The following is a 22,488-nucleotide window of genomic DNA, read 5'->3' on the forward strand; positions in this document are numbered from 1 at the left end:
CTGACCACAACGGCGGGCGGTCCGCGGCACCAGGACGGAAGATCGTTGGCCCGGTCGCCCGGTCGCCCGGTCACCTGGTCACCCGGTCCGCCCGGTCGCGGTTGCCTNCCCCGCCGCGTCGACCAGCGGGAACGCGTCCTTCCAGACGGGTTCGTAGCCGGCGGCGACCAGCATCGCCGCGATCTCCGCCGGTGAGCGCTCGTCGGAGATCGAGAACTGCTCCTGCGCGGTGCCTGGCCGGGCATAGCCGCCGGGCTCGGTGGACGAGCCGGCGCTCATGGTGGTCACCGCGATCCGGGCGAGCCCGTCGCGCAGTGCCGCCGGCTCCCGGGTCGACAGCGAGATCGCCAGGTCGGGCTCGAACAGCCGCAGCGCGGCATGGGCCTGGACGAACTCGGCGTCGCCCACCACGACGGTCGGAGGGAAGCCACTCGCGCTCGGCTTGATTCGGGGCAACGCCGCCGAGACCTCCGTCCGCCAGAACCGGCGGCCGAGGAAGGCGGCGTGCGCGGCGAGCGCCAGGACGTCGGCACGCCAGTCCGGCGCCAGCCCGAGAAGGACGCCCAGGCCGAGGCGGCGGACCCCGGCGCCGGCGGCCCGCTCGAAGGACGACAGCCGACGGTCGTAGTCGCGTTTCCACCCGGCGACGTGGACCTGCGCGTAACGATCCCGGTCGTAGGTCTCCTGGTAGTGGACGGCCCCTTCGAGCCCGGCCGCGACCAGCCGGGAGTAGGTGTCGTCGGACCAGGTCTGGGTCTCGATGCTGATCGACGGGACGAAGGCGCGGAGCCGTTCGACGATGTCGACCAGGTAGTCGGCGGAGACCTCGACGCGGTGTTCCCCGGAGACCAGCAGGAGGTGCCGGAAGCCCCGGTCGACCAGCAGTCGTGCCTCGGCCGTGGCCTCCTCGGCCGTCAGGGTGCGGCGGACGACGGCCAGCCCCTTGGCGAAGCCGCAGTAGGTGCACGACGACAGGCAGGCGTTCGACACGTAGAGCGGGGCGAACAGCCTGACCGCGCGCCCGAAACGCCGCAGGGTGGTCGCCTGGGCGAGCTGGGCCAGCTCCTCCAGCCGGCCGGTGGCCGCCGGCGAGAGCAGCGCGGCGAGGTCGGCGAGGCCGAGCCGCCCGCCGGCGTCGCCCCGGGCCGCGTCGCCCCGCCCGGCGGCGGCCGCCCGGCGCAGCACGGCATCCACCTCGGCCGGGCCGGTCTCGACCGAGAACCGGGCCAGCCCCGGAATGTCCAGCGCGGCGAGCTCGCGGGCGAACAGGCCTGGTGGGCTGGCCACCTCAGGCGCCCGCGCCGGGAAGCGCGCCGAGGAAGCCGGTGAGCGGTGAGGAGGCCGCCGCCTCCGTCGCGCCGCCGGCCCGCCCGCGGCCGGCGAGGTGCCCGAGCCGCCCGGCGACGGTCGCCAGCGCGAACGCCCGGGCCATTGTGACCGGGTCGGCGCTGACCGCGATGGCGGTGTTGACCAGGACCGCGTCCGCCCCGATCTCCATCGCCTCCGCCGCGTCCGAAGGCGCGCCGAGGCCGGCGTCGACCACGACCGGCACCCCCGCCGTCTCGACGATCGCCTCGATCGCGTCGCGGGTGCGCAGACCCCGGTTGGAGCCGATCCAGCTGCCCAGCGGCATCACCGTCGCGCAGCCGGCCTCCTCCAGCCGGCGGGCCAGCACCGGGTCGGCCGAGCAGTACGGGAGCACCGTGAAGCCGTCGGCGACCATGAGCTCCGCGGCGCGCAGGGTCTCGATCGGGTCCGGCGCCAGTGTGCGCGGGTCCGGCGTGACCTCCAGCTTCACCAGCCCGGTGCCGGTGGCCGCCCGGCCGAGACGGGCCAGCCGCAGGGCCTCGGCCGCGTCCAGCGCGCCGGAGGTGTTCGGCAGCAGCGTCATCCCGGCCGGCACGAAGTCGAGGACGTCACCCTCCCCCACCCGGGACAGGTCGACCCGGCGCAGGGCGACGGTGACGATGTCCGCCCCCGAGGCGACGAGGCTGGCCCGCATGATCTCGTGGCTCGCGAACTTGCCGGTGCCCACGAGCAGCCTGCTGGCGTATGCGGTGCCGGCGATGAGCAGCGGATCGTCACCAGCGGTACGCGGAACGCCGCCACCGGCCGAGGCCGAGCCGAGATCTCCCCCGGCGCTGCCGGGCCGGCTGGACGGCTCCACTTCCTGCCGCCGCGCCGGCGTGGTCTGTCGGGTCATCAGAAGGGTCCTCCCCACGCGCGCATGACCGCGATCGGGTCTGCGGGTCGCCGGCGGCATGCTGGCCGGCCTCTCAGCCCACGTCCGCGGGCTCCCCGGTCGGTCACAGTCTAGGCGCACGNGACGAAAGGACCAGTGGGCCCCNGCAAAGTCGCAGGTGACGGACATGTCACCGGCCGCGGCCCGCGGAATTCGTGACCAAGGTCCCGCCCGCTTGGCGGTGACTCGCAACGGTCCGCGGAGTTAGACCACTGTCCGACGGTCAGAACGGCCAATCGTAAACTGTCCCCGTGGATGCCACGGTGGCCGACCCTGTCATCGGTCGTCTTCTCGACGGCCGGTACACCGCCCAGGAGCGGCTCGCCGTCGGCGGGATGGCGACGGTGTACGTCGCGCACGACAACCGGCTCGACCGCTTCGTCGCGCTCAAGATCATGCACCCGAACCTCAGCCACGACCCGGAGTTCGTGGCCCGCTTCCACCGCGAGGCGAACGCCGTCGCCCGCCTGAGTACGCCCCGGGTCGTCTCCATCCTCGACCAGGGGTCGGACCGGACATCGGCGGGCGTCCTGCACTACCTGGTCATGGAGCTGGTGCGCGGGCGGTCGCTGCGCCAGTACCTGGGCGCCCGCGGGCGGCTGTCCATGGCCGAGGTCGTCGAGATCTTCGAACCGGTCGTCGAGGCGCTCGCCGCCGCGCACGCGGCTGGGATCATCCACCGCGACATCAAGCCGGAGAACATCCTGCTCGGTGACGACGGCCAGGTGAAGGTGGCCGACTTCGGGCTCGCCCGGCCCGTAACCCAGCCGACCCAGGCCATGACCGGCGGCGTGGTGCTGGGAACCGTCGGCTACCTGGCGCCCGAGCAGGTCACCNACGGCACCGCGGGGATGCGCAGCGACGTCTACGCCGCGGGCGTCATGCTCTTCGAAATGATCACCGGCCATCTGCCGCACACCGGCGAGACGCCGATGTCGGTGGCCTACCAGTCGGTCCACGGTGACGTGCCGGCGCCATCCTCGGAGGTCCCCGAGGTCCCGCCCGAGCTGGACGCGCTGACTCTGCGGGCGACCGCCCGCGACCCGAACCTCCGGCCGGCCGACGGCATCGCGCTGCTCGCCGAGCTGCGCGCGATCCTCCCCTACCTGCCCGCACCGGGCGACGACGAGGAGTACCACTCGGGCTTCACCGGCCCGATGCCGGCCTCGCCGGCGGCCGCCAACCCGCGGCCGGCGCCGCCGCGGCCGCCGATCACCCCGACCAGCATGATCAACATGGGCGGCGGTCAGGGGCGCCGCCGCCGGCCGCGCGGCGGGCTGGGCTCCGGCCGGCTGCCCGCAGGCCCGGCGGCCATCGCGGTTGTGGTCGTGCTGTGCCTCGTCCTCGGAGTGCTCATGCTGCGCGCGATCGTGGGCAGCCCGGGGCCCGAGGTCCCGCTGCTCGTCGGGCTGGCCAAGGAGGCGGCCGAGGAGGACCTGCGTGCGGCCGGCCTGACCTTCCGCTACGGTCCCGAGCTCGCCAGCAGCACCGTCGACAAGGGCGAGGTCGCCGAGCAGGACCCGGCGAGCGGCACCAAGGTCGGGAAGAACACCGTCGTGACGCTGCGGCTGAGCTCCGGCCCACCGAAGACCACCGTGCCGAACCTGGTCGGGCAGACCGCCGACCAGGCACGGACCAGCCTGACCACGGCGAAGTTGTCGGTCGGCGGGCTGAGCACCACGGTGAGCGACACGGTGGCGGCCGGGCAGGTCGTCAGCAGCGATCCGCCGGCTGACACGGTGATCGACCCGGGCACGCCGGTGAACCTGGTCCTGAGCAGCGGGCCGGCCTCGGCCGAGATCCCCGCGGACCTCGTCGGGCTGACCTTCGCGGAGGCCAAGGCCCGCCTCGAGGCGCTCAACCTCGGTCTAACCGTAAACCAGCAACTGGTCAGCGATGACGACGTGGACCCGGGCCAGGTCGCACGCACCTCCCCCGACCCGGGCCAGCGGGTGAACGCCGGCGGCACGGTGACTCTCTTCGTCGCCAAGGAGGAGACGGCAACCGACGACGAGGGCGGCGACGGCAGCGGGGTGATGGTCACCGTGCCGAACGTCGTGGGCAAGACCTGGAACGACGCCGAGAAGGCGCTGAAGCGGGTGGGGCTCAAGGCAGGCCGGACGTTCTCCATCGGCAATCGGGTCGGTTCGCAGAGCCCGAAGGCCGGCAGCAAGATCGAGCGGGGCAGCACCGTACGGCTGACGATGAAACTGCTGAACGACTGAACGACGAACGGCTGAACATCTGACCGCAGGCCCCGCAGGCCCCGCAGGCCCGCCGTGAACAGCGGGATCTCCGTGTCACCGATCCGGTGACACGGGTCGGCGTCACCGATGCCGCCGCCCCGATCGGGTACATTCGATCTTCAACCTGGCCGCGTAGGGCGGCTGTGAGAGGTGTACCGGAGCCAGAGCGCGGGGGGACGGCGTGGCGGCAGATGGTGGACCGCGTCGGCGTGGCCGGCGGGCGAGCAGCGCGGCGGCACTGTTCGAGAGCCAGCGCCCGCCCCGCGACGAATCGGAGCGGCAACTGGCGCGCACTGTCGCCGCGCTGCGAGCGCTGCCGGTGCCGGCGATGTCCCCCGCCGCCCGCGCCGAGACCCGCGCCCGGCTCCTCGCCCTGCCTGTCACCGGGCCACCGCATGTCACCGAGCCACCGACCCTCACCGAACCACCGACCCTCACCGAGCCACCGCACGGTCCCCGTCGGCGCATCGGCCAGCGAGAATCCGACCGGCGAACCGTGGGGTTCCCTCCGCTGGCGGCCGGCCCGATCCGCGACGCCGAGAAGATCGGGGCAGCCGTCGGGCTCGGGAACGCCACGATCGTCACCCGCCCGGGCGGGACGGGCCTGCGGCCGGTGCTGCGATCGGCCCGGCCCGCGCTGGTCGGAGCGCTGGCGGCCACCGTCACCACGGTCAGCGTCGCGGTGAGTGCCGGGCAGGCCATGCCCGGCGAACTCCTGTACGGAGTGAAACGCCAGGTGGAGCAGATCCAGATCAGCCTGGCGGCCAACCGGGTCGACCGTGCGAAGGTCCAGCTCGCGGTCGCGCGGACCAGAATGACCGAGCTCACGGCTGTCGCGGGCCCCCGTCCCGACAGCGCGGGCCGGGCCGGCACGCCGTCCGCGCCGGCCCGGGCGGGCGCGGAGCCGACCACCGGCCCGCCCGTCCCGTCGGGCGCTCCCTGGCCGGCGGCTCCGCCGGCCCACCCGCACGAGGCGGATCAGCCAGCCGGGCCGGCCGGTGACGCATCCCCGCGGGCACCCGAGATGGGCACCGCGACGGCCCTGCTCCGCGACTGGTGCGCGGATGCCGCCGCGGCCAGCCAGGTCCTGATCGACGAGGTACGAGCAGGCAACGCCGAGGCCTGGCGGATGCTGAACGACTTCGCCGCGGACCAGTCGACCCGCATCGAGGCCCTGCTCGACTCGTTCGGAGACAGCTCCCCGCCCGAGGTCGCCGAGGCCCGCCGGATCATCCGGGAGGTCAGCTCGGTACTGAGCTTCACCGCCGCGCGTCCCGGCACACCGGCTCCGGGCCCCTCGCCAGTCGGGGAGGCCCAGCACGCGGCCGCCCCCACCGCGGACGGCGGCCCCCGGCCCACCACGACGACGCCGGCGGCTGGTCCCGGCGGAGCGACGGACGGGGAGCCGCCCCCTCGCCCGTCGACCACGCCGGCTCCGACCAGCCCACCGGCGATCGGCGACGCCGGCGGGATCGTGCCGAGCCTGCCGCTCCCCGCACATCCCCCCCGATCCACCGACGCGGCGGATTCAGCGGACTCAGCGGGGGCTCCGTCGCGGAGCCCGGTGACCCCCGAAGCACCCGCCGGTGCCGCGGAGCCGCCGGTCGCCAGCCAGCCGGCCGACGAGCCGGCTCAGCGGTCGGCGACGCCCCCGGAAGCGGGCGAGGATCCGGAGGCGGGTGCCGGAGCCGTGCCGCACACCGGCACCGCCGTGGCAGCGGACACAGACTCGACCGCCTGGTCGGTGCTCGATGCGCTGGAACCCACCGACGATGCGCCCACGTCACCGACGAGCCCCGCGGGCACTCCGACCGGCTCGACCGCGCGGCACGCGCCGGAGACGCCCGGCGCACCGGGCACGCCGGAGTCGACGGATGCGCGGGACTCGCCGGAGTCACTCGAGCCGCCGGACGCGCGGGACGCGCTGGAGTCGGCGGATACGCCGGGCACACCGGAGCCGCTGGATACGCCGGGCCCGAGTGCCGTGCCGAGCGGAGGTGCGGCACCGAGCACGCGCGAAGAGCCGAGCCCGCGCGAAGAGCCGAGCCCGCTGGAGGCCGACCGCACACCGGCGGCACCGCCCGCGCCGCGGGCGTCGGCCACGCCGTCGAACTGACAGGAGCCAGCCGAGGGTGACGCCAGCCAGGCGGCGTCACCCCTCGGTCCGAAGTGATCCGGACCGGGCGGTCCGCTCAGCGGCTGTGGGCGTGCCGATCCGCGCGGGTCTGCTGCAGCATCTCCGCGACCAGGAAGGCCAGCTCGAGCGCCTGGCCGGTGTTCAGCCGCGGGTCGCAGGCGGTCTCGTAGCGACCGCCCAGGTCGGCCTCGCCGATCTGCTCGGCGCCGCCGAGACACTCGGTCACGTTCTCCCCGGTCAGCTCGATGTGCAGCCCACCGGGATGGGTACCGAGCCCCTGGTGCACCTGGAAGAACCCGAAGACCTCGTCAAGGACGTCGTCGAAGTGCCGGGTCTTGACCCCGCCGACGTCACGGGTGTTGCCGTGCATCGGGTCGCACGACCAGACCACGGGATGCCCGGCCGCGTTCACCTTGTCGATGATCGGCGGCAGGACGTCCCGCACGCGCTTGGCACCCATCCGCGCGATCAGCGTGAGGCGGCCGGGGATGTGCTCGGGGNTGAGCCGCTCGGTGAGCGCGAGGACCTGGTCCGGTGTCGCGGACGGCCCGACCTTGCAGCCGATCGGGTTGCCGACCCGGGACAGGAAGTCGACGTGCGCGCCGTCGAGCTCACGGGTGCGCTCGCCGATCCAGATCATGTGCGCCGAGAGATCGTAGACCTTGCCGGTCGACTCCTCGGTGCGGGTGAGCGCCCGCTCGTACTCCATGAGCAGACCCTCGTGGCTGGTGAACATCTCCACGCCGGTCAACGCCGCCGTCCGGTCGAGATCGATGCCGCAGGCGGCCATGAAGGCCAGGGCACGCTCGATGTCGACGGCCATCAACTCGTAGCGGCGCCCCGCCGCCGAGTCGCGCACGAACGCCTTGTTCCACTCGTGGACCTTGGAGAGGTCGGCGAACCCGCCGGTCGCGAAGGCGCGCACCAGGTTCAGCGCGGCGGCGCTCTGGTGGTAGGCGGCGACCATCCGCTTCGGGTCGGGCCGGCGGGCCTCCGGGGTCGGTGCGATGTCGTTCACCGCGTCGCCCCGGTAGGACGGCAGCCCGGTCGAGGTCTCGATGTCGGCCGACCGCGGCTTGGCGTACTGCCCCGCGATGCGGGCCACCTTGACCACAGGTGTGCTGGCGCCGTACGTCAGCGCCACCGCCATCTGCAGCAGCGTCTTGACCTTGTCGCGGATCTTGTCGGCCGTGTTGGCCGCGAAGGTCTCCGCGCAGTCCCCACCCTGGAGCAGGAACGCCTCCCCCCGGGCGACCATCGCGAGACGCTCGGTGAGTGACCGCACCTCGGGCGCGGTCACCAGCGGGGGCAGGCCCGACAGCTCGGCGAACGCCGCCGCCAGTTCCTCCTGGTCAGGCCAGGAGGGCTGCTGCCTGGCAGGAAGGGTCCGCCAGATGTCCAGCTCGTTGCTCACGAGTCACCAGGGTACGGCTCCGCCGGCAATATCTCCGCCCCTTTTATTCTCCGCACCCGCGACAGCCCGGTGGCCTGCCCGCCGACGAGCCCGCCAGCCGCCCGCCGACCCGTCGGCGCCCGGGCCACCGGCCGGCGCCCGGGCCGCCAGCCGGCCGGCGGCTCGCTCGTGGTTGCCTCAGCCGAAGAAGACCTCCGCCTCCGCGTACAGGTGCTCGGGAACGGTCTTGAGCTCACCGGTGGCCGCCGCGAGCGGGACCCGCTCCACCCTGGTCCCGTGCAGCGCGACCATCTTTCCGAAGTCGCCGTCGTGCACCGCGTCCACGGCGTGCAGCCCGAACCTGGTTGCCAGCCAGCGATCGAAGGCCGTCGGCGTCCCGCCCCGCTGGACGTGTCCCAGCACCGTCGCCCGGGTCTCCCGCCCCGTCCGCCCCCGGATCTCGGTCTCCAGCAGCGCGGAGATCCCCTGCAGGCGCACGTGACCGAAGGCGTCCAGCTCGCCNTCCTTCACCATCGCGGTGCCGGCGATCGGCGTCGCGCCCTCGGCGACGACGATGATCGGCGCGTACCGGGTGGCGAACCGCTGTTCGACGAAGGCGCAGACCTTGTCGATGTCGAAGGGCCGCTCCGGGATGAGGATGACGTTCGCTCCCGCGGCCATGCCGCTGTGCAGAGCGATCCAGCCGGCATGCCGGCCCATGACCTCGACCACCAGCACGCGGTGGTGACTCTCGGCCGTCGTGTGCAGCCGGTCGATCGCCTCCGTGGCGATGTTCACGGCCGTGTCGAAACCGAACGTGTAGTCGGTCGCGGACAGGTCGTTGTCGATCGTCTTGGGTACCCCGACCACCGGGACGCCCTCGGCGTGCAGGCGCGCCGCCGCGCCGAGCGTGTCCTCGCCGCCGATGGCGATCAGGGCGTCGACGCCGGTGCGCTCCAGCGTCTCCCGCACCCGGGCCGGTCCGTCGGCCGTGGCGAACGGATTCGTCCGGCTGGACCCGAGGATCGTCCCGCCGCGGGGCAGGATGCCGCGCACCGCACCGACGTCCAACGGGATGGTGTCGTTGTCCAGCGGCCCTCGCCAACCGTCCCGGAATCCGACGAAGCTGTGCCCGTAGACACCGACCCCCTTGCGCACGACGCCGCGGATCACCGCGTTCAGGCCGGGGCAGTCGCCACCCCCGGTCAGTACACCGATCTTCACGCCAGGGCCTCTCTTCCCGAGTCGCCCCCGATCTCCCGCACTCCGGCGGCAGCCTAAATGCGTGACGATCCGATGACGATGCGTGGCGAAAGCTCGGCGTGGCGCGCGGCGGATCACCACCGCCGGGCAGCGGCGCGGATCAGCCCGGGCCGGACGACGGGACCGCGGCGAACGTCCGCTGGCGCAGCGGTGCGAGCACCTGCCAGCGGGCGAGGTTGTGCCGGGCGTCGGCGAGCGCGTCGTGCGCGTCGGGCGGCGGCGGTGGGAGCGGCGGGCTGCCCAGGTCCTCCCAGAGCTGCCGCAGGTCGCGGGTGAACCGCGGCAGGCGGCGCGGCAACGCCGGCATCTTCCCGAAGAGCTGGCACAGGACGACGTGGTCGTAGGCGGCGTACCAGGCCCACAGCTCCGGGGAGCCGTCCGCGGTGAGGAAGCGGGCCACCTCGTCCCGAATGCGCTCCCTGGACATCCAGGCGGGACTCGCCGGCGAAGGCAGCCTGTCCAGGACGTTGCGGCGCACCCACGGCACGGCGTGGGACGGGTCGAACTCCGTCGACACCGCGTAGAACTCCCGCGCCCCGTCCTCGCTGACGATCCCGATGCTCACCAGGTCAAGCCAGTGATGGCCGGCGTCGTCGCGCTCGATGAACTCGGTGTCATAGAAGTATCGGCCGCCCACCCGTCCAGTGTGCCCCGTGAGCCCGAGGCCGTGGCAGGAGGCTGCCATCAGCGACCGTCAGTCGCCGTCAGCGGCGACGCAGCCGCCGGAAGACGGGCCCCAGCACGGCGGCCGCCAGCGCGGCGCCCAGCAGCGGGAGCACCAGCAACAGCAGCGGGGAGGGGGATTCGCTGTCGGCCTCCCCGGCCGCGCGCTCGCCACCGTCCCGCGCTCCGGGTTCCTCCGCCACCGGCGCGGAGCTGCCCGCCCCCGGCGCGGAGGTGGCCGCCGGGCAGTTCCCCGCACCGGCACGGGCGGGAGCGACGGGAGCGGCGCCGCTGGCCGGCGCCACCTCGACCGTCACCTGGGATGCCCCGGCGGCGGCCACCACGCACAGCACCCCCGCACCCGGCGCGGATGTGACCTGGCCACCGGTCACCCGCACCTGGTAGCCCGAAGAGAAGCTCCACCCGGGCAGGACGATCGCGGTGGCGGTACCGGCCGGGAAGGCACCACCGGCTGCCCGTGCCGGCTGGTAGGCGAGCCGGAACACCCCCGCCGCGTCACTCCCGTAGGACCTGGGCGTGCCCGCCACCGCGGCCGGGTACGGCCGGACGATCTGCGCCGGAGGTGTGGCGAGTGCCCGCACCTGGCCCGCCCCGATCCCGGTTGAGGGTCGGCCGGTGGCGGGCGCGTCGTAGAACCAGCCGAGGTTGAACGCGTCCGCGGCGTCCGCCAGCGCACCGGCGGTGGCCGCCGAGCCGTCAGCCCAGCCGGTGATGTACCCGGCGCCGGCGTTGGCGGCCACCCGGGCCGCCGGCGCGAACGGTGCCGGCTGCGCGGCCCACAACGTGTGGTGCGCGTCACCGGACCGCAGCCCGGCGCTGAGCTCGTCAAGCGCGTTCGAGGTCGGCACCTCGAAGCCGACCAGCCCGCCGGTGGCACTGAAACGACTGGCCAGGCGCCGCAGGCCGGCCACCAGATCGGACGTCGAGGGCGGGTAACCGGCCGCACCGGGGACGATACCGATCACCACCAGGAAGCCCCGGTCGGTCAGCTCCCGGACGAGGGCGCCCGCCTGCTCGAGCCCGCCCTGCTCCTGGTCCCCGGCCGGCGGCTGCGCGCCGTGGGGCGGGAACCGCCCGCCGGCGGTCATCGGGATCTCCAGGCGGACGGCCGTGAAGCCGTATTCGAGCCAGCGCCGCAGGTCGTCGGCGGTGGGGACCGTTCCCGCCGGCACGGTGACCCCGCGTGGCAGCACGACCCGGCCGCTGGGATCGGTGAGGAAGTTCGCCGTCCGGGACACCGTTGCCGCCGGTACCTGCGCGGCCGGGGCGGTACCCGGCGCGGTGGCGGCCGCGGCCCGCGCGGCCAGGCCGGCGCCGGCGTGGGCGCCGGGGACCACGGGAAGTAACACCAGAAGGGCGGTCAGCATCGCGGCCGACCAGCCGGCCCGGCGGCCGGATCCGTTTCGCGAACCACCATTCATGCCGCGCACCGTGCAATCTTGCCGTGCGCTCCCGGAACGGCTCAGACCGGCCTAGGAACCGGCGGCGGCAGCCGACCCCGGACCCGTTCCAGCCGGCTGCTGCGCGGTGGGCTGTACCTGCGGCGTTTCCCTCTTCTGCGGTGCGGCCGAGGTCTGCGGTGTGGTCTGTTGCGGCGCCACCGAGGCATGCGGGGCGGTCGTGGGCCCGGATTCGGCGCCGGGCCTGGGCTGCGCGCCGTTGCGGGTCTCGGCCGCGGGCTGCGCCCGGCCGTCGGCGTCCGCCCCGGCCTGGGCCTCGCGGGCCTGTGCCTCGCGCGCCGCCGCGAGCTCCTCCTTCCGCCGCTGCGCGTACATGTCGACGTACTCCTGGCCGGACAGCGACATCAACTCGTACATGATCTCGTCGGTCATCGACCGGAGCACGAAGCGGTCATCGGCCATTCCGGCGTACCTCGAGAAGTCGAGCGGACGCCCGATCCGGATGCCCACCCGGCGGATCCGGGGAACGAGCTTGCCCAGCGGCTGGACCTCGAACGTCCCGATCATCGCGACCGGGATCACGGGCACACCGGCCTCCAGGGCCATCCGCGCGACACCGATCTTGCCGCGGTAGAGCCGCCCGTCAGGTGAGCGGGTGCCCTCCGGGTAGATGCCGAGCAGCTCACCCGAGCCGAGCACCCGCACCCCGGTGCGCAGCGCGCCCTCGCTGGCCCGGCCGCCACTGCGGTCGATCGGCACCTGGCCGACGCCCTTGAAGAACTTGCGTTTGCTCCACCCCTTGAAGCCCGCCCCGGTGAAGTAGTCGCTCTTCGCGAGGAAGGTGATCCGCCGGGGCACCACCAGCGGCAGGAAGAAGGAGTCCAGGAAGCTCAGGTGGTTGCTCGCCAGAATCGCCGGCCCCCGGGCGGGCACCTGGTCGAGGCCCTCGACCCACGGCCGCCAGAACACCCTCAGCACCGGTGTCAGGATGGCCTTGACGACCCAGTACAACACGCAAGCTCCCCGCTTCGTCNCACCGCCGCCTGTGGACGGCGTTCCCGGTCAACCGGGCCCGAACCCCCCGCACCCGACGAAACGAGGAACGGACCGGACGGGTTGCCCGGGGTGACCATATGGACCCCTCACGACATCGTCCACCAGCCGGGCGGCGACGTCGGAGTGTCATTCTCCGTTGTCGCACCGCCGCGGCGGCCCCGGGCCGGCCCGACTCGTCGATAACCACCAGGCAGCCCCCTGCGGACGAGGCGGTCGTGCGGGACACGCCCGGTCGCGCCGGGAAGCTCCGAAGGACACCAGGAGAGCACAACCCCCAGCGCCGGCCGGTTCGTCCGGGATGATGGATAAGCACACGACCATGGCCAGTCGCGCCCCGGCATGCGAGCATGCGATTGTCGGTGTGGGTTCCCTCGCGACGAGGGGCGCACCGGGCCACCCCCGAACCGACCCCGCCGGGGACGACCGACAGTCACGTCGGGCACTTCCCGGCCGGCCGGTCGGTTCACGGGCGGCCCGCCAACTGCACACGCACCGTCACCAGGAGTGCCCGCGCCATGAGCCGCGGCGGGAGAGTCACGGGCACTCGACGCGGAGGGAGCGGATGACCATGGCGGGAGTCCCGGAGCCGGCGGTCCTGCCCGGCGCCGAGCCCTTCGACCTGCGTGGCGGTGGCGACGGCAGCACCGGCGTGCTGCTCGTCCACGGTTTCACCGGCTCGCCGCACAGCATGCGGCCCTGGGGTGACTACCTCGCCGCCGCGGGGCTGCGCGTGAGCTGCCCGCTGCTTCCCGGCCACGGCACCCGGTGGCAGGACATGGCGGCTACCACCTGGCATGACTGGTACGGAGCCGCCGACGCGGCGTTCGGCGAGCTGAGCCGCTCCTGCGAGCGGGTCTTCGTCATGGGCCTGTCGATGGGCGGCACGCTGACACTGCGCCTCGCGGAGGAGCACGGGCCGCGGGTCGCCGGAGCGGTGACCGTCAACGCCAGCCTCGGGACGGACCGGCGGATCGCCGCGCTGGCGCCGCTGCTGTGGCGGGTGATGCCGACGTTCCCCGGTGTCGCGGGTGACATTCGTGCGCCCGGGGTGCGCGAGGTCGGCTACTCACGGGTGCCGACCCGGGCGTTCGTGTCCCTGCGTGAGCTGTGGGCGCTCACCCGCGCGGATCTCGGGCGGATCACGTGTCCGGTGGTGGCCTACCGCAGTACCACCGACCATGTGGTCGAGCCGACATCCGGCCGGTTGCTGCTGGCCGGCATCACCTCCGCCCCGGTCGAGGAGCGGCTGCTCCACGACAGCTACCACGTGGCCACGCTCGACAACGACCGCGAGACGATCTTCAAGGGGAGTGTGGATTTCGTCACCACACACTCCCCCGCAGGGGCGCCGGGGCGGGACGAGCCGCGGCCGGACGAGCCGAGGCGTGGTCACGATGGCTGAGAACCCCGCGGGTTCCGGGCGGCGGGACGCCGATTCCGACGGCACCGGCGAGCCCGCGGGCGGCCCGGAGCCCGGCACCACGGGATCCGGCGGCGCGGGGTCCGGCGGCGCGGAGTCCGGCACCACCGGCACGGAGTCCCGCAGCGCGGGGTCCGGCAGCGCTGGATCCGGATCACCGGCGGGTGGCGCGAGGGACAGCGACCCGCTGCCGGCCGGGGGCTCGGACACCCCGCCGCCGCCGGCCGGTCCGGCGGACCCGCGCCGCCCGGCTGCCGCCGCGGAGGGCCCCGCGGGAACACCACGCGATCCGGCCGACGACGAGGCCGCGTTCCTCGACCTGGTGGCGCGTTTCGACAGGGAACCAGCCCAGGGCGAGCGGCTGTGGCCGGCCGCCGAGGACCTCGACGGCCCCCGGCGCCCGTCGATCATCATCATCCGGCCGACCGGCCGGCGGCCCGACGGCCTGCCCCCGGACGGTCGCCACCTGGCCGGGGACGACCCCGGCGAGCCGACCCTGCCGCCGGCCGCACCCGGCGAAGCCGACAGCGGCGGCGAACCGGGCGGGCTTCGACCCACCGGCTCGCCGGAAGCGGGCGCGGGCGCCTCCGCGGACGGCGCCGCCCCGTCGGCGGGCAGCCCACCGGCAGGCACCGCGCCCGGTCGAAGGTCCGCCGGCCCCGGCAGTCCCGACGGCGCCGGCTGGACCGTGTTCGGAGCGGACGGCGCCACCCCGGCCGGCGACCAGGACGACCACTACATCCCGCCGCCGGCGCCGCCGATACCGAAGCTGCGGCCGGTCACCCGCTGGGCGCTCGGCTCCATCGCGCTCGGCGTGGCGATCCTGGTCGTGCCGTCACTGATCGGGATGGCCCAGGCGCGTTCCCGGGATGTCGCGGGTGTTCTGCTCATTCTCGGCGGCGTCGGCACGCTGGTCGCTCGCATGGGCGACCGGCTCCCGACGGACTTCGACGGACCGGACGACGGCGCGGTCGTCTGATCACAGCGACAACACCGATGCGCCGGGCGAGCCGAGGGGCCCGTCCGGCACATCGGCATTGCGCAACCAGCGCGGGCTGCCGCGGTGGTTGTACGGGACCACGGCGACAGGCGAACTCGCGACTGGCGAGACAGCGGAAGGGCGGCGGCGTGCGTTTCCACGAGCAGGTCGAGGTGCACGGACACCTCATGGACACCGGTGTGCTGGCGCGGGTGCTGGACGATGTCCTGGCCTACGGCGGGGACTACCGGGTCGACAAGATCGATCTTGGTCGGACCCACGACGACGAGTCCCACGCTGTCATCACCGTCGGCGCGGACTCGGAGTCGACGCTGGCCCGCATTCTGATGCGCGTCCAGGTCCACGGGGTGAACAAACTCGTTCCCGGCGAGGCGGTGACCCGGCCCGCCGACGCGGACGGGGTGTTCCCGGAGGACTTCTACTCGACGACGAACCTCGAGACGGTCGTGCACCTCGACGGCCAGTGGGTCCCCGTCGAGCACCCCGAGATGGACTGCGGGCTCGTCGTCTCCGGCGGCCGGGTGCGCACCGTTCCCGTGGCTGACGTGCGGGTCGGCGACCAGATCGTCTGCGGGGTCGACGGCGTCAAGGTCGTCCTGCCCGTCTCGGACCACTCGTCGCGGCTGCACGGCGAGTTCGCGTCGATGTCCTTCAGCTCCAGCGCGGACCGGCCGCAGGCCGTGCTCGTACGGACCGTGGCCCGGCAGATCCGCGAGGTCAAGGCGGAGGGCTACCAGGTCCTTTGGGTGGCCGGGCGGGCCGTGGTCAGCACCGGCGCCTCCCGTGCGCTGACGGCGCTGGTGGAGGCCGGCTACGTCGACGTGCTGTTCGCGGGGAACGCGCTGGCCACCCTGGACCTCGAACGTGCCGTCTTCGGCAGCTCGTTCGGCCTCGGAACGCCGCACAGCCGGCGGGTGCAACGCGGCAACGAGCAGCACATCCGCACGGTGAACACGATCCGCCGGGCCGGGTCGATCCGGGCCGCGGTCGAATCCGGGCTGGTGACGCAGGGGATCATGCACGCGATGGTGAAGGCCGGCAAGCCGTTCGTGCTCGTCGGCTCCGTCCGCGACGACGGCCCGCTGCCCGATGTGTACACCGACGTGATCGCCGGCCAGCGGGCGATGCGGGCCGCGTTGCCCGGCGTCGGTTTCACCGTCATGGTGGCGACCACGCTGCACTCGGTCGCCACCGGCAACATCCTGCCCGCGTCGGTCCCGGTGGCCTGCGTCGACATGAACCCGTCCACGGTGGCCGGGCTGACCGACCGGACCTCGGCGCAGGCCCTCGGCGTCGTCGCCGACGCCGGGCTGTTCCTCGAACAGCTCGCGACCGAGCTCGTCGCCGACTACCAGGCCTGACCGGGCACGGCGGCACGGAGCACCGGCTGTCGGCGGCTCAGAGGCGGGCGAGATCGGCGGCCCCGACGATGCCCGCGGCCGAGCCCAGCGTGGCCACCACCACGTCGGCCTCCGGCCGGTGGCCACGGCCCGACAGCGACGCGCGGAACCTGGCACGAGCCGGGCCGACGAGCAGCTCACCCGCGTCCGAGACTCCGCCGCCGACGACGAAGCGGCCCGGGTCGAGGATCGCGGCCAGGCTCGCCAGGCCCTGACCGAGCCAGCCACCGACGTCCTCCAGGCAGGCCAGCGCCGCGGGGTCGCCGTCCTGTGCCGCCGCCGTGACGTCGGGGCCGCTCAGCTCGTCGGCCGGGCGCCCGCGCAGCATCCGCAGCGCGGCCTCGGGCGACTCCACGGCGATCGCGCGGGCCGCCCGCACGAGAGCCCGCCCGCTGGCGTACTGCTCCCAGCAGCCGTTGTTCCCACAACCACAGCCATAGCCGTCGGGCACGATCTGCATGTGACCCATCTCGGCGCCGATCCCGAAGGCGCCCCGGTGCAGCCGGCCGTCCAGCACGATGCCGCCGCCGATACCCGTCCCGACCGTGACGCAGACCAGGTCGTTGTGGCCCCGGCCAGCGCCGAAGCGATACTCGGCCCAGGCCATGGCGTTGGCGTCGTTCTCGACGACCACCGGCAGGCCGACCCGGCTCGCCAGCACGTCCCGCAGCGGTTCGTCCCGCCAGGCGAGGTTCGGCGCGAAAAGCACGGTCGAGCGGTCGTTGTCGATCCAGCCCGCGGCGCCGACGCCGACCGCGTGGACGGTGAACCGCTGCCGCAGCTCGGCGACAAGCGCGGCGATGGCGTCGGCGACCTCGGCCGGATCGTGGCTCGGGGTGGGTCGCCGCGCGGAGGCCAGCACGGTTCCCTGGGCGTCGACGACACCGGCGGCGACCTTGGTCCCGCCGACATCGACTCCGATCGCCAGGTCTCCGTCCCCCGCGGGGACGGTCGCTGACCCGGTGGTCACTGGGCTCTCACCTCACATTGATCTTCTGTATGCGGGGCCGGGAGGGCCCCGCGGACGACGTCTGCGACGGGGCGCCGGACGATGGCCGGGCATCTTCCGGCGCCCGGCGGCGGGGGTCCGTGGCCCACGCCCCCCAGGCGGCCCGGAAGGCGGCGCCGAGCGACGTCGCGGCATCGATGAGATGACCCGCGACCTCCGCGTGCTCACCGCGCAGGCTGCCGAGGACCCGGCACACCGGGCAGGCGCAACACGGCCACTCGTGCCCGGCCTGGGCCGAGGCCCGCCCGGCACCGGACTCGCCGGGATCACTCTCGCCGGCATCACTCTCGCCGGGATCACTCTCGCCGCCGTGGGGGGCACCGTTCGCGGCCATCCACTCCTGCACGGCGGCCGCCAGCAGCGCGGCCTCCCGCGCCAGCGAGCCTACGACCTCGCGCTCCGGCGGGCCCTCACCACGGCCGCCGGTGTGCCGACCGTTCCCCCGGCCAGGGCCGGGCGCACCCTCCCCGGTGGGGCCCGGCCCGGCGGCACCCGGCCCGGACGCACCCGGTTCCGCGGAGCCGGTCACGCGCGCACCCACTGGGCGGGGTCCGGCACGAACGAGACCAGGAGCCGATCCTCGGCGAGGTGGGCGTCAAGCACGTCGCATCGGCGCAGGGCCGCCGGCAGCGGGACGTGCCGCCGATCCGCCCCGACGCTGACGACCAGGTCGTCCCCGACGCGGGCGAGATCCACCTCCGAGCGGTCGACGAACGGGAGCCCGAACGACATGACGTAGCCGGCCTCGGTGCGCTCCACTCGCGGGGCGGCCCCCTCACCGCCGTGGTGGTCGCTGAGCACCGCGGCGGGATCGCGCGGGCCGTACGCCGCGGCCCCGAAGGCGGCGAGCTCCTCCAGGCCGAGCGGTTCGCCGGCCCGGTAGGCCGCGGCCAGGACCGGCAACGGGGCCACCAGGGCCGCGATCTCGACGAGCTGGTCGCGGTGCGCCGCCGCCCAGCCCGCGCGCCAGGCGTCGCCGCCGTCATGACCGATCACCCGGTTCACGATCACGGCGTCCACCCCGATGCCGTGCAGCGAGAGGCCGCTCAGCGTTCGTCGGGCCTGGGCCAGCGCGGACGTCTCGGGGGTCAGTACCAGCCGCACGCTGGTGATCGCCGGATCAGCGAGCAGCGCCCGCATCTCGTGGGCGAGCGCCGCCATTTCGGAGACAGCCTGGTAGGCCGGGCCGGCCATGGCGGCGAGGCGCCCGACGAGCCGGCCGGACAGCGACAGCGGCGGCCGCATCCAGCGGGCGAGCGCGCCGTCCGGCGGGCCGAGCCGGCGGCAGCCCCAGGCGAGGGTCTCCGGGCTGGCCAGCAGGCGCAGGGCGGAGCCGGCCGGCCCCGCGTCGACGACCACCACGTCATAGCGGTCAGCCCGCACCAGGTCACGCAGCTCCAGCAGGGTGAGCGCCGGCAGGGCGCCGGGCAGCCGCAGAAGCTCCTCGACCTCCAGGAGGTCCAGATCGGAGTCGGGCGCCCAGCTGGCGATCATCTCCCGGACCCGCGGCCACCGCTCGGCGAAGGCATGCCGAAGGTCGGTCTGGATGGCGAAGAGCCCAGGTTCGAGCTCGACCTCGGTCGGCCCGAGCGGATGATCCAGGACGCCGGCGAGACCGGCGGCCGGATCCACCGAGACCACGAGGGTCCGATGGCCACGCTGGGCCGCGAGGGTGGCGGTCGCCGCCGCGACCGTCGTGGTCCCGCCCCCGCCCTTACCCGTCAGGAACACACACCGCACCGGCAGTCAGCTCTCGGCGAGCTTCTCGACGTGCTTCTTCAGGTCCTTCAGCGCCGCGTCGACGATGCCGCCCTGGATCTTGCGGCGCAGCAGGCCCGGAAGCTTGACCTTCAGCTCGACCGTGAGCTCGTACGTCACCTCGGTGCGACCGTCGCCGAGGTCACGCAGCGTGTAGCCGCCGTCCTGGGCGGACATCGCCTGACCGGAGACGAGGCTCCAGGTGACCTGCTCGTCACCCTTCCAGGTGTACTCGTTGACGAACTCGTCCTTCACCACGACCGCGTTGATCCGGAACCTGGCCTGCCGCGGGCGGCCCTCGGGGCCGACCTCGAGGATCTCGGCCTCCTCGATCTGGCCGACCCAGGTCGGGTAGGCGGCGATATCGGCGATCGTCCCCATCACGACCGCCGGCCGGGCCTCGATGACGATCGACGACTCCGCGTGATCCGCCATAAGCCGTCCGCACCTCCACATCTCATCGCCCGGCCGACCCGAGGGTCCGACGAGCGAGGCCGCCCGCTGACGCCGGCGGTGCCGACCGACCCGTGCCACAGGGCGTAGGACGAATGCCCGATCGATCGTTGAGGCTACCGGAACCCGAGCGCCGCACCGGGTCTCCTACCACTCGAGGACGTATGGCGTGCCTCGTGCGTTGAAGTGGCCCACGTTGACGCAGCGGGTGGCCCCGATCTCCAGCTCCGCGACCAGCGGCTGGTGCACGTGCCCGAACAGCACGTACCGCGGCCGGGTCTCGTGGATTGCCTCCAGCACGGCCTTGCTGCCACGCTCGAACCGCCCGGCGACGGTGTCGTAGACCAGCTCCGGGACGTGCGGGGGAATGTGGCAGCACAGGACGTCCACCGCGCCGACGGCGGCCACCTTGGCGGCGTAGTCCTCGTCGTCGATCTCGAAGGGGGTGTTCATCGGCGTCTTCAGCCCGCCGCCCACGAACCCGAACGTCAGCCCGCCGATCTCCGTGGTCTGCCCGTCGAGCAGATGCACCCCGTCCCGCAGGAAGTCCGGGTAGAGGTCCGGCCGGTCGACGTTCCCGTAGGTGAGGTAGGTCGGCGTGGGGAAGGCCGCGAACATGGCCGCGTACTGGCGCCGGACGGCGGCCTCGACGATGTCCGCGCGGTCGCCGTCGAGGCCGCCCCACAGACTGCGGGACCACTCGCGCGCCTCGTCGAAACGCTGCTCGGTGCGCAGCTGGATCATCCGGCCCACCGCCTCGGCGCCGAAGAGGTCGCCCATGATTCCGCGACTGTGGTCCCGGTAGTCGACGAACAGGATCAGGTCACCGAGACAGATGAAGGCATCCGCGCCTTCGGCGGCGGCCGGGAGCGCGTCCGAACGCCCGTGGACATCGCTCACAACATGCACCCGCACCTGGATGAGCTTAGGGGAGCGACCGTTCCGGGCACCATCCGCGCGCCGCCGGCGGGACCAGACACCAGAGACCACAACGGGCACAACGACGGAGGTGCGCGCAGTGGAGTACTCGCGGTGGCGCGGCTCACAGGCTAACGTCACTTGACCCACTGTCGGCACAAAGACGAAAACCGGGCCCTCGAAGCACCACACGCCCGTCCACCAGCACACCGGCATCAGCGGTCCCCAGCCGGACGGCCTGCCTTCCAAGGAGCTCCCGTGCGCGAGTACACCTCTCCCGCCCAGGTCACCGTGGCGGACGACATGACGCTCACCGACGACGTGTTCGCCAACGCCGAACGCGTCCCGGACAAGGTCATCGTCCGCTACCGGGCGGGCGGCGGGTACACGGACATGACCGCACGCGAGTTCCGTGACCTGGTCGTGCGCACCGCCGCCGGGCTGGTCGCCCTCGGCCTGCGGCCCGGGGACCGGTTCGCGATCATGAGCCGCACCCGGTACGAGTGGACGGTCCTCGACTACGCGGTCTGGGCGGCGGGTGCCGTCACGGTGCCGATCTACGAGACGTCGAGCGCGGACCAGATCGAATGGATCATCTCCGACTCGGGGACGGTGCTCGCCGCCGTCGAGACGGACGCCCACGCGGCGCTGGTCGCCGAGGTCCGCGACCGGCTGCCCGCCCTGCGGGACGTGCTCGTCCTGGACCGCGGCGCGCTGGACACGCTCGGCGAGGCCGNGGCGGCCGCGGGCGTCGACGCGGAGCAGCTCGCCGCCGCCCGCACCGAGGTCGTGGCCGACAGCATCGCCACGATCATCTACACCTCGGGGACGACCGGCCGGCCGAAGGGCTGCGAGCTCTCGCACCGCGCATTGCTGTTCAACGCCATGGCCAGCGCGGTGACCATGCCGAACCACTTCACCGAAGACGCGTCGACACTGATGTTCCTCCCGCTGGCCCACGTGCTCGCGCGGACCATGCAGTGCACCATCATCAACAACGCCCGCTGCATCGCCTACGCGCCGGACATCAACACCCTGTTGGCGGACCTCGCCGAAGTGCAGCCGACCTTCATCCTCGCGGTGCCGAGGGTGTTCGAGAAGGTGTACGCGGGTGCCCGGGCCAAAGCGCACGCCGCGGGCAAGGGCCGGATCTTCGACGCCGCCGAGGCCACCGCGGTCGCCTACAGCAGGGCCCTGGACCAGGGCGGCCCCGGGCCGGTGCTGCGGCTGCGGCACGCACTGTTCAGCCGGCTGGTCTACGGCAAGCTGCGGGCCGCGCTGGGTGGGAACATCACCCACGGCATCAGCGGCGGCGCTCCGCTGAGCAACCAGCTCTGCCATTTCTTCCGCGGCATCGGTTTCGTCATTCTCGAGGGCTACGGGCTCACCGAGTCCACCGCCGCGGCGACGGTGAACCGCCCCGAATCCCTGAAGATCGGCACCGTGGGCCTGCCGCTGCCGNGGGTCACGGTCCGCATCGCGGACGACGGCGAGGTCCTCCTGCGCGGCGACCTGGTCCTCAGCGGCTACCGCAACAACGAGACCGCCGCCAAGGAGGCGCTGGACTCGGACGGCTTCCTGCGCACCGGAGACCTCGGCTCGCTCGACGAGACCGGGCATCTGCGCATCACCGGCCGCAAGAAGGAGATCCTGGTGACCGCGGGGGGCAAGAACGTCGCGCCGGCCCCGCTCGAACAGCGGATCGCGCAGCACCCCCTGGTCGGGCAGGCGATGCTGGTCGGCGACCAGCGGCCGTTCATCGGCGCGCTGATCACCCTGGACCCCGACGCGCTCCCCGGGTGGCTGAAGGCGCACGGCCGCCCGGCGGAGACGACCGCCGCCGACCTCGTCGACGACGTCCAGCTCACGGCCGAGATCCAGAGTGCCGTGGACGCGGCCAACGCCACCGTCTCGCATGCCGAGGCAATCAAGAAGTTCGTGATCCTGCCGCGGGACTTCACCATCGCCGACGGCGAGCTCACACCGAGCCTCAAGGTCAAGCGCAACGTGGTGCTGGCGCGCTACGCGGACACGGTGGAGCGCATCTACGCCCCGGCCGGCGCCACCGGCTGACCGTACGGGCGCCGCGGAAGCCGGGCGGCTCGCGGA

The 22,488-nt window shown here is 73.6% G+C and carries 17 protein-coding genes, 6 pseudogenes and 1 riboswitch; of the genes and pseudogenes, 9 read left to right on the plus strand and 14 right to left on the minus strand.

Annotated elements, in window-relative coordinates; translation table 11 throughout:
* Positions 1-108 precede the first annotated feature (108 nt).
* Together thiH and UG55_RS04645 are read right to left on the minus strand one after the other, a co-directional pair.
* A pseudogene (gene thiH / locus UG55_RS04640) lies at positions 109-1,287 on the minus strand (2-iminoacetate synthase ThiH); the annotation flags it as partial.
* A gap of 1 nt (position 1,288) precedes the next feature.
* The gene (locus UG55_RS04645; RefSeq protein ID WP_066063298.1) at positions 1,289-2,203 is read right to left on the minus strand and encodes a thiazole synthase; all 915 of its coding nucleotides are present in this window, start codon (positions 2,201-2,203) and stop codon (positions 1,289-1,291) included.
* Positions 2,201-2,311, minus strand: a riboswitch (TPP riboswitch). Its footprint overlaps the gene before it by 3 nt.
* 182 nt (positions 2,312-2,493) lie before the next feature.
* On the opposite strand from UG55_RS04645, the gene UG55_RS32450 reads away from it, so the two are divergent.
* The 3 genes and pseudogenes from UG55_RS32450 to UG55_RS04655 all read left to right on the plus strand — a co-directional run.
* On the plus strand, positions 2,494-3,078 hold a 585-nt coding region (locus UG55_RS32450; protein WP_242423730.1), incomplete at its 3' end, for a protein kinase domain-containing protein.
* Position 3,079: 1 nt separating this feature from the next.
* Positions 3,080-4,467, plus strand: a pseudogene (locus tag UG55_RS04650) (PASTA domain-containing protein); the annotation flags it as partial.
* Between the two features lie 202 nt (positions 4,468-4,669).
* Positions 4,670-6,604, plus strand: a complete 1,935-nt coding sequence (locus UG55_RS04655) for a DUF5667 domain-containing protein (protein ID WP_066063304.1) — start codon at positions 4,670-4,672, stop codon at positions 6,602-6,604.
* A gap of 76 nt (positions 6,605-6,680) precedes the next feature.
* Here the strand turns inward: UG55_RS04655 and UG55_RS32455 are convergent.
* The 7 genes and pseudogenes from UG55_RS32455 to UG55_RS04680 all read right to left on the minus strand — a co-directional run.
* Positions 6,681-7,125 (minus strand): 3-deoxy-7-phosphoheptulonate synthase (locus tag UG55_RS32455; RefSeq protein WP_242423731.1); only part of this gene is annotated, 445 nt, incomplete at its 5' end.
* Between the two features lies 1 nt (position 7,126).
* A pseudogene (locus UG55_RS04660) lies at positions 7,127-8,039 on the minus strand (3-deoxy-7-phosphoheptulonate synthase); the annotation flags it as partial.
* 177 nt (positions 8,040-8,216) lie between these two features.
* On the minus strand, positions 8,217-8,540 hold a 324-nt coding region (locus tag UG55_RS32460), incomplete at its 5' end, for a 6-phosphofructokinase (protein WP_242423732.1).
* A 1-nt stretch (position 8,541) separates the two neighbouring features.
* Positions 8,542-9,242, minus strand: a pseudogene (locus UG55_RS32465) (ATP-dependent 6-phosphofructokinase); the annotation flags it as partial.
* Between the two features lie 139 nt (positions 9,243-9,381).
* Positions 9,382-9,918, minus strand: a complete 537-nt coding sequence (locus UG55_RS04670; protein ID WP_066063311.1) for a polyadenylate-specific 3'-exoribonuclease AS — start codon at positions 9,916-9,918, stop codon at positions 9,382-9,384.
* A 67-nt stretch (positions 9,919-9,985) separates the two neighbouring features.
* Positions 9,986-11,332, minus strand: coding sequence for a hypothetical protein (locus tag UG55_RS04675; RefSeq protein WP_066063550.1), 1,347 nt, complete (start codon positions 11,330-11,332; stop codon positions 9,986-9,988).
* A 105-nt stretch (positions 11,333-11,437) separates the two neighbouring features.
* Positions 11,438-12,379, minus strand: coding sequence for a 1-acyl-sn-glycerol-3-phosphate acyltransferase (locus UG55_RS04680; protein ID WP_242423764.1), 942 nt, complete (start codon positions 12,377-12,379; stop codon positions 11,438-11,440).
* A 610-nt stretch (positions 12,380-12,989) separates the two neighbouring features.
* Here UG55_RS04680 and UG55_RS04685 point away from each other — a divergent pair.
* The 3 genes from UG55_RS04685 (at position 12,990) to UG55_RS04695 (ending at position 16,202) form a co-directional block, all read left to right on the plus strand.
* Positions 12,990-13,823 (plus strand): carboxylesterase, encoded by an 834-nt coding sequence (locus UG55_RS04685; RefSeq protein WP_066063553.1) that lies wholly within the window; start codon positions 12,990-12,992, stop codon positions 13,821-13,823.
* Positions 13,816-14,820, plus strand: coding sequence for a hypothetical protein (locus tag UG55_RS04690; protein ID WP_128422842.1), 1,005 nt, complete (start codon positions 13,816-13,818; stop codon positions 14,818-14,820). Before UG55_RS04685 ends, UG55_RS04690 begins: the two co-directional genes overlap by 8 nt.
* 149 nt (positions 14,821-14,969) lie before the next feature.
* The gene (locus tag UG55_RS04695; protein ID WP_066063315.1) at positions 14,970-16,202 is read left to right on the plus strand and encodes a TIGR00300 family protein; all 1,233 of its coding nucleotides are present in this window, start codon (positions 14,970-14,972) and stop codon (positions 16,200-16,202) included.
* Positions 16,203-16,239: 37 nt separating this feature from the next.
* Here the strand turns inward: UG55_RS04695 and UG55_RS04700 are convergent, their stop codons facing one another.
* The 5 genes from UG55_RS04700 to UG55_RS04720 all read right to left on the minus strand — a co-directional run bounded on the left by UG55_RS04700 (position 16,240) and on the right by UG55_RS04720 (position 20,376).
* On the minus strand, positions 16,240-17,211 hold the full coding sequence (locus UG55_RS04700; RefSeq protein ID WP_066063318.1) for an ROK family glucokinase: 972 nt from the start codon (positions 17,209-17,211) through the stop codon (positions 16,240-16,242).
* Positions 17,212-17,218: 7 nt separating this feature from the next.
* Positions 17,219-17,779 carry a hypothetical protein gene (locus UG55_RS04705; RefSeq protein ID WP_128422843.1) on the minus strand — a complete coding sequence of 187 codons (561 nt, stop codon included), beginning with the start codon at positions 17,777-17,779 and terminating at the stop codon, positions 17,219-17,221.
* Positions 17,776-18,990 (minus strand): ArsA family ATPase, encoded by a 1,215-nt coding sequence (locus tag UG55_RS04710; RefSeq protein WP_304440383.1) that lies wholly within the window; start codon positions 18,988-18,990, stop codon positions 17,776-17,778. Before UG55_RS04710 ends, UG55_RS04705 begins: the two co-directional genes overlap by 4 nt.
* A gap of 6 nt (positions 18,991-18,996) precedes the next feature.
* Positions 18,997-19,443, minus strand: coding sequence for an SRPBCC family protein (locus UG55_RS04715; RefSeq protein WP_066063327.1), 447 nt, complete (start codon positions 19,441-19,443; stop codon positions 18,997-18,999).
* A gap of 165 nt (positions 19,444-19,608) precedes the next feature.
* Positions 19,609-20,376 carry a metallophosphoesterase gene (locus tag UG55_RS04720; RefSeq protein ID WP_066063330.1) on the minus strand — a complete coding sequence of 256 codons (768 nt, stop codon included), beginning with the start codon at positions 20,374-20,376 and terminating at the stop codon, positions 19,609-19,611.
* A gap of 306 nt (positions 20,377-20,682) precedes the next feature.
* On the opposite strand from UG55_RS04720, the gene UG55_RS32470 reads away from it, so the two are divergent.
* The 3 genes and pseudogenes from UG55_RS32470 to UG55_RS32480 form a co-directional block, all read left to right on the plus strand.
* A partial coding sequence (locus tag UG55_RS32470) for an AMP-binding protein (RefSeq protein ID WP_396230806.1) occupies positions 20,683-21,115 on the plus strand: 433 nt, incomplete at its 3' end.
* A gap of 1 nt (position 21,116) precedes the next feature.
* Positions 21,117-21,840: pseudogene (locus UG55_RS32475) on the plus strand (AMP-binding protein); the annotation flags it as partial.
* Between the two features lies 1 nt (position 21,841).
* Positions 21,842-22,452: pseudogene (locus UG55_RS32480) on the plus strand (long-chain fatty acid--CoA ligase); the annotation flags it as partial.
* Between the last annotated feature and the right edge of the window lie 36 nt (positions 22,453-22,488).

The organism is Frankia sp. EI5c (assembly GCF_001636565.1).
Taxonomy (GTDB): domain Bacteria; phylum Actinomycetota; class Actinomycetes; order Frankiales; family Frankiaceae; genus Parafrankia.

Coding starts and splice junctions, on each gene's coding strand:
- UG55_RS04645 (WP_066063298.1), bottom strand. CDS start 2,203: ATGACCCGACAGACCACGCCGGCGCGGCGGCAGGAAGTGGAGCCGTCC.
- UG55_RS04675 (WP_066063550.1), bottom strand. CDS start 11,332: ATGCTGACCGCCCTTCTGGTGTTACTTCCCGTGGTCCCCGGCGCCCAC.
- UG55_RS04685 (WP_066063553.1), top strand. CDS start 12,990: ATGGCGGGAGTCCCGGAGCCGGCGGTCCTGCCCGGCGCCGAGCCCTTC.
- UG55_RS04690 (WP_128422842.1), top strand. CDS start 13,816: ATGGCTGAGAACCCCGCGGGTTCCGGGCGGCGGGACGCCGATTCCGAC.
- UG55_RS04715 (WP_066063327.1), bottom strand. CDS start 19,443: ATGGCGGATCACGCGGAGTCGTCGATCGTCATCGAGGCCCGGCCGGCG.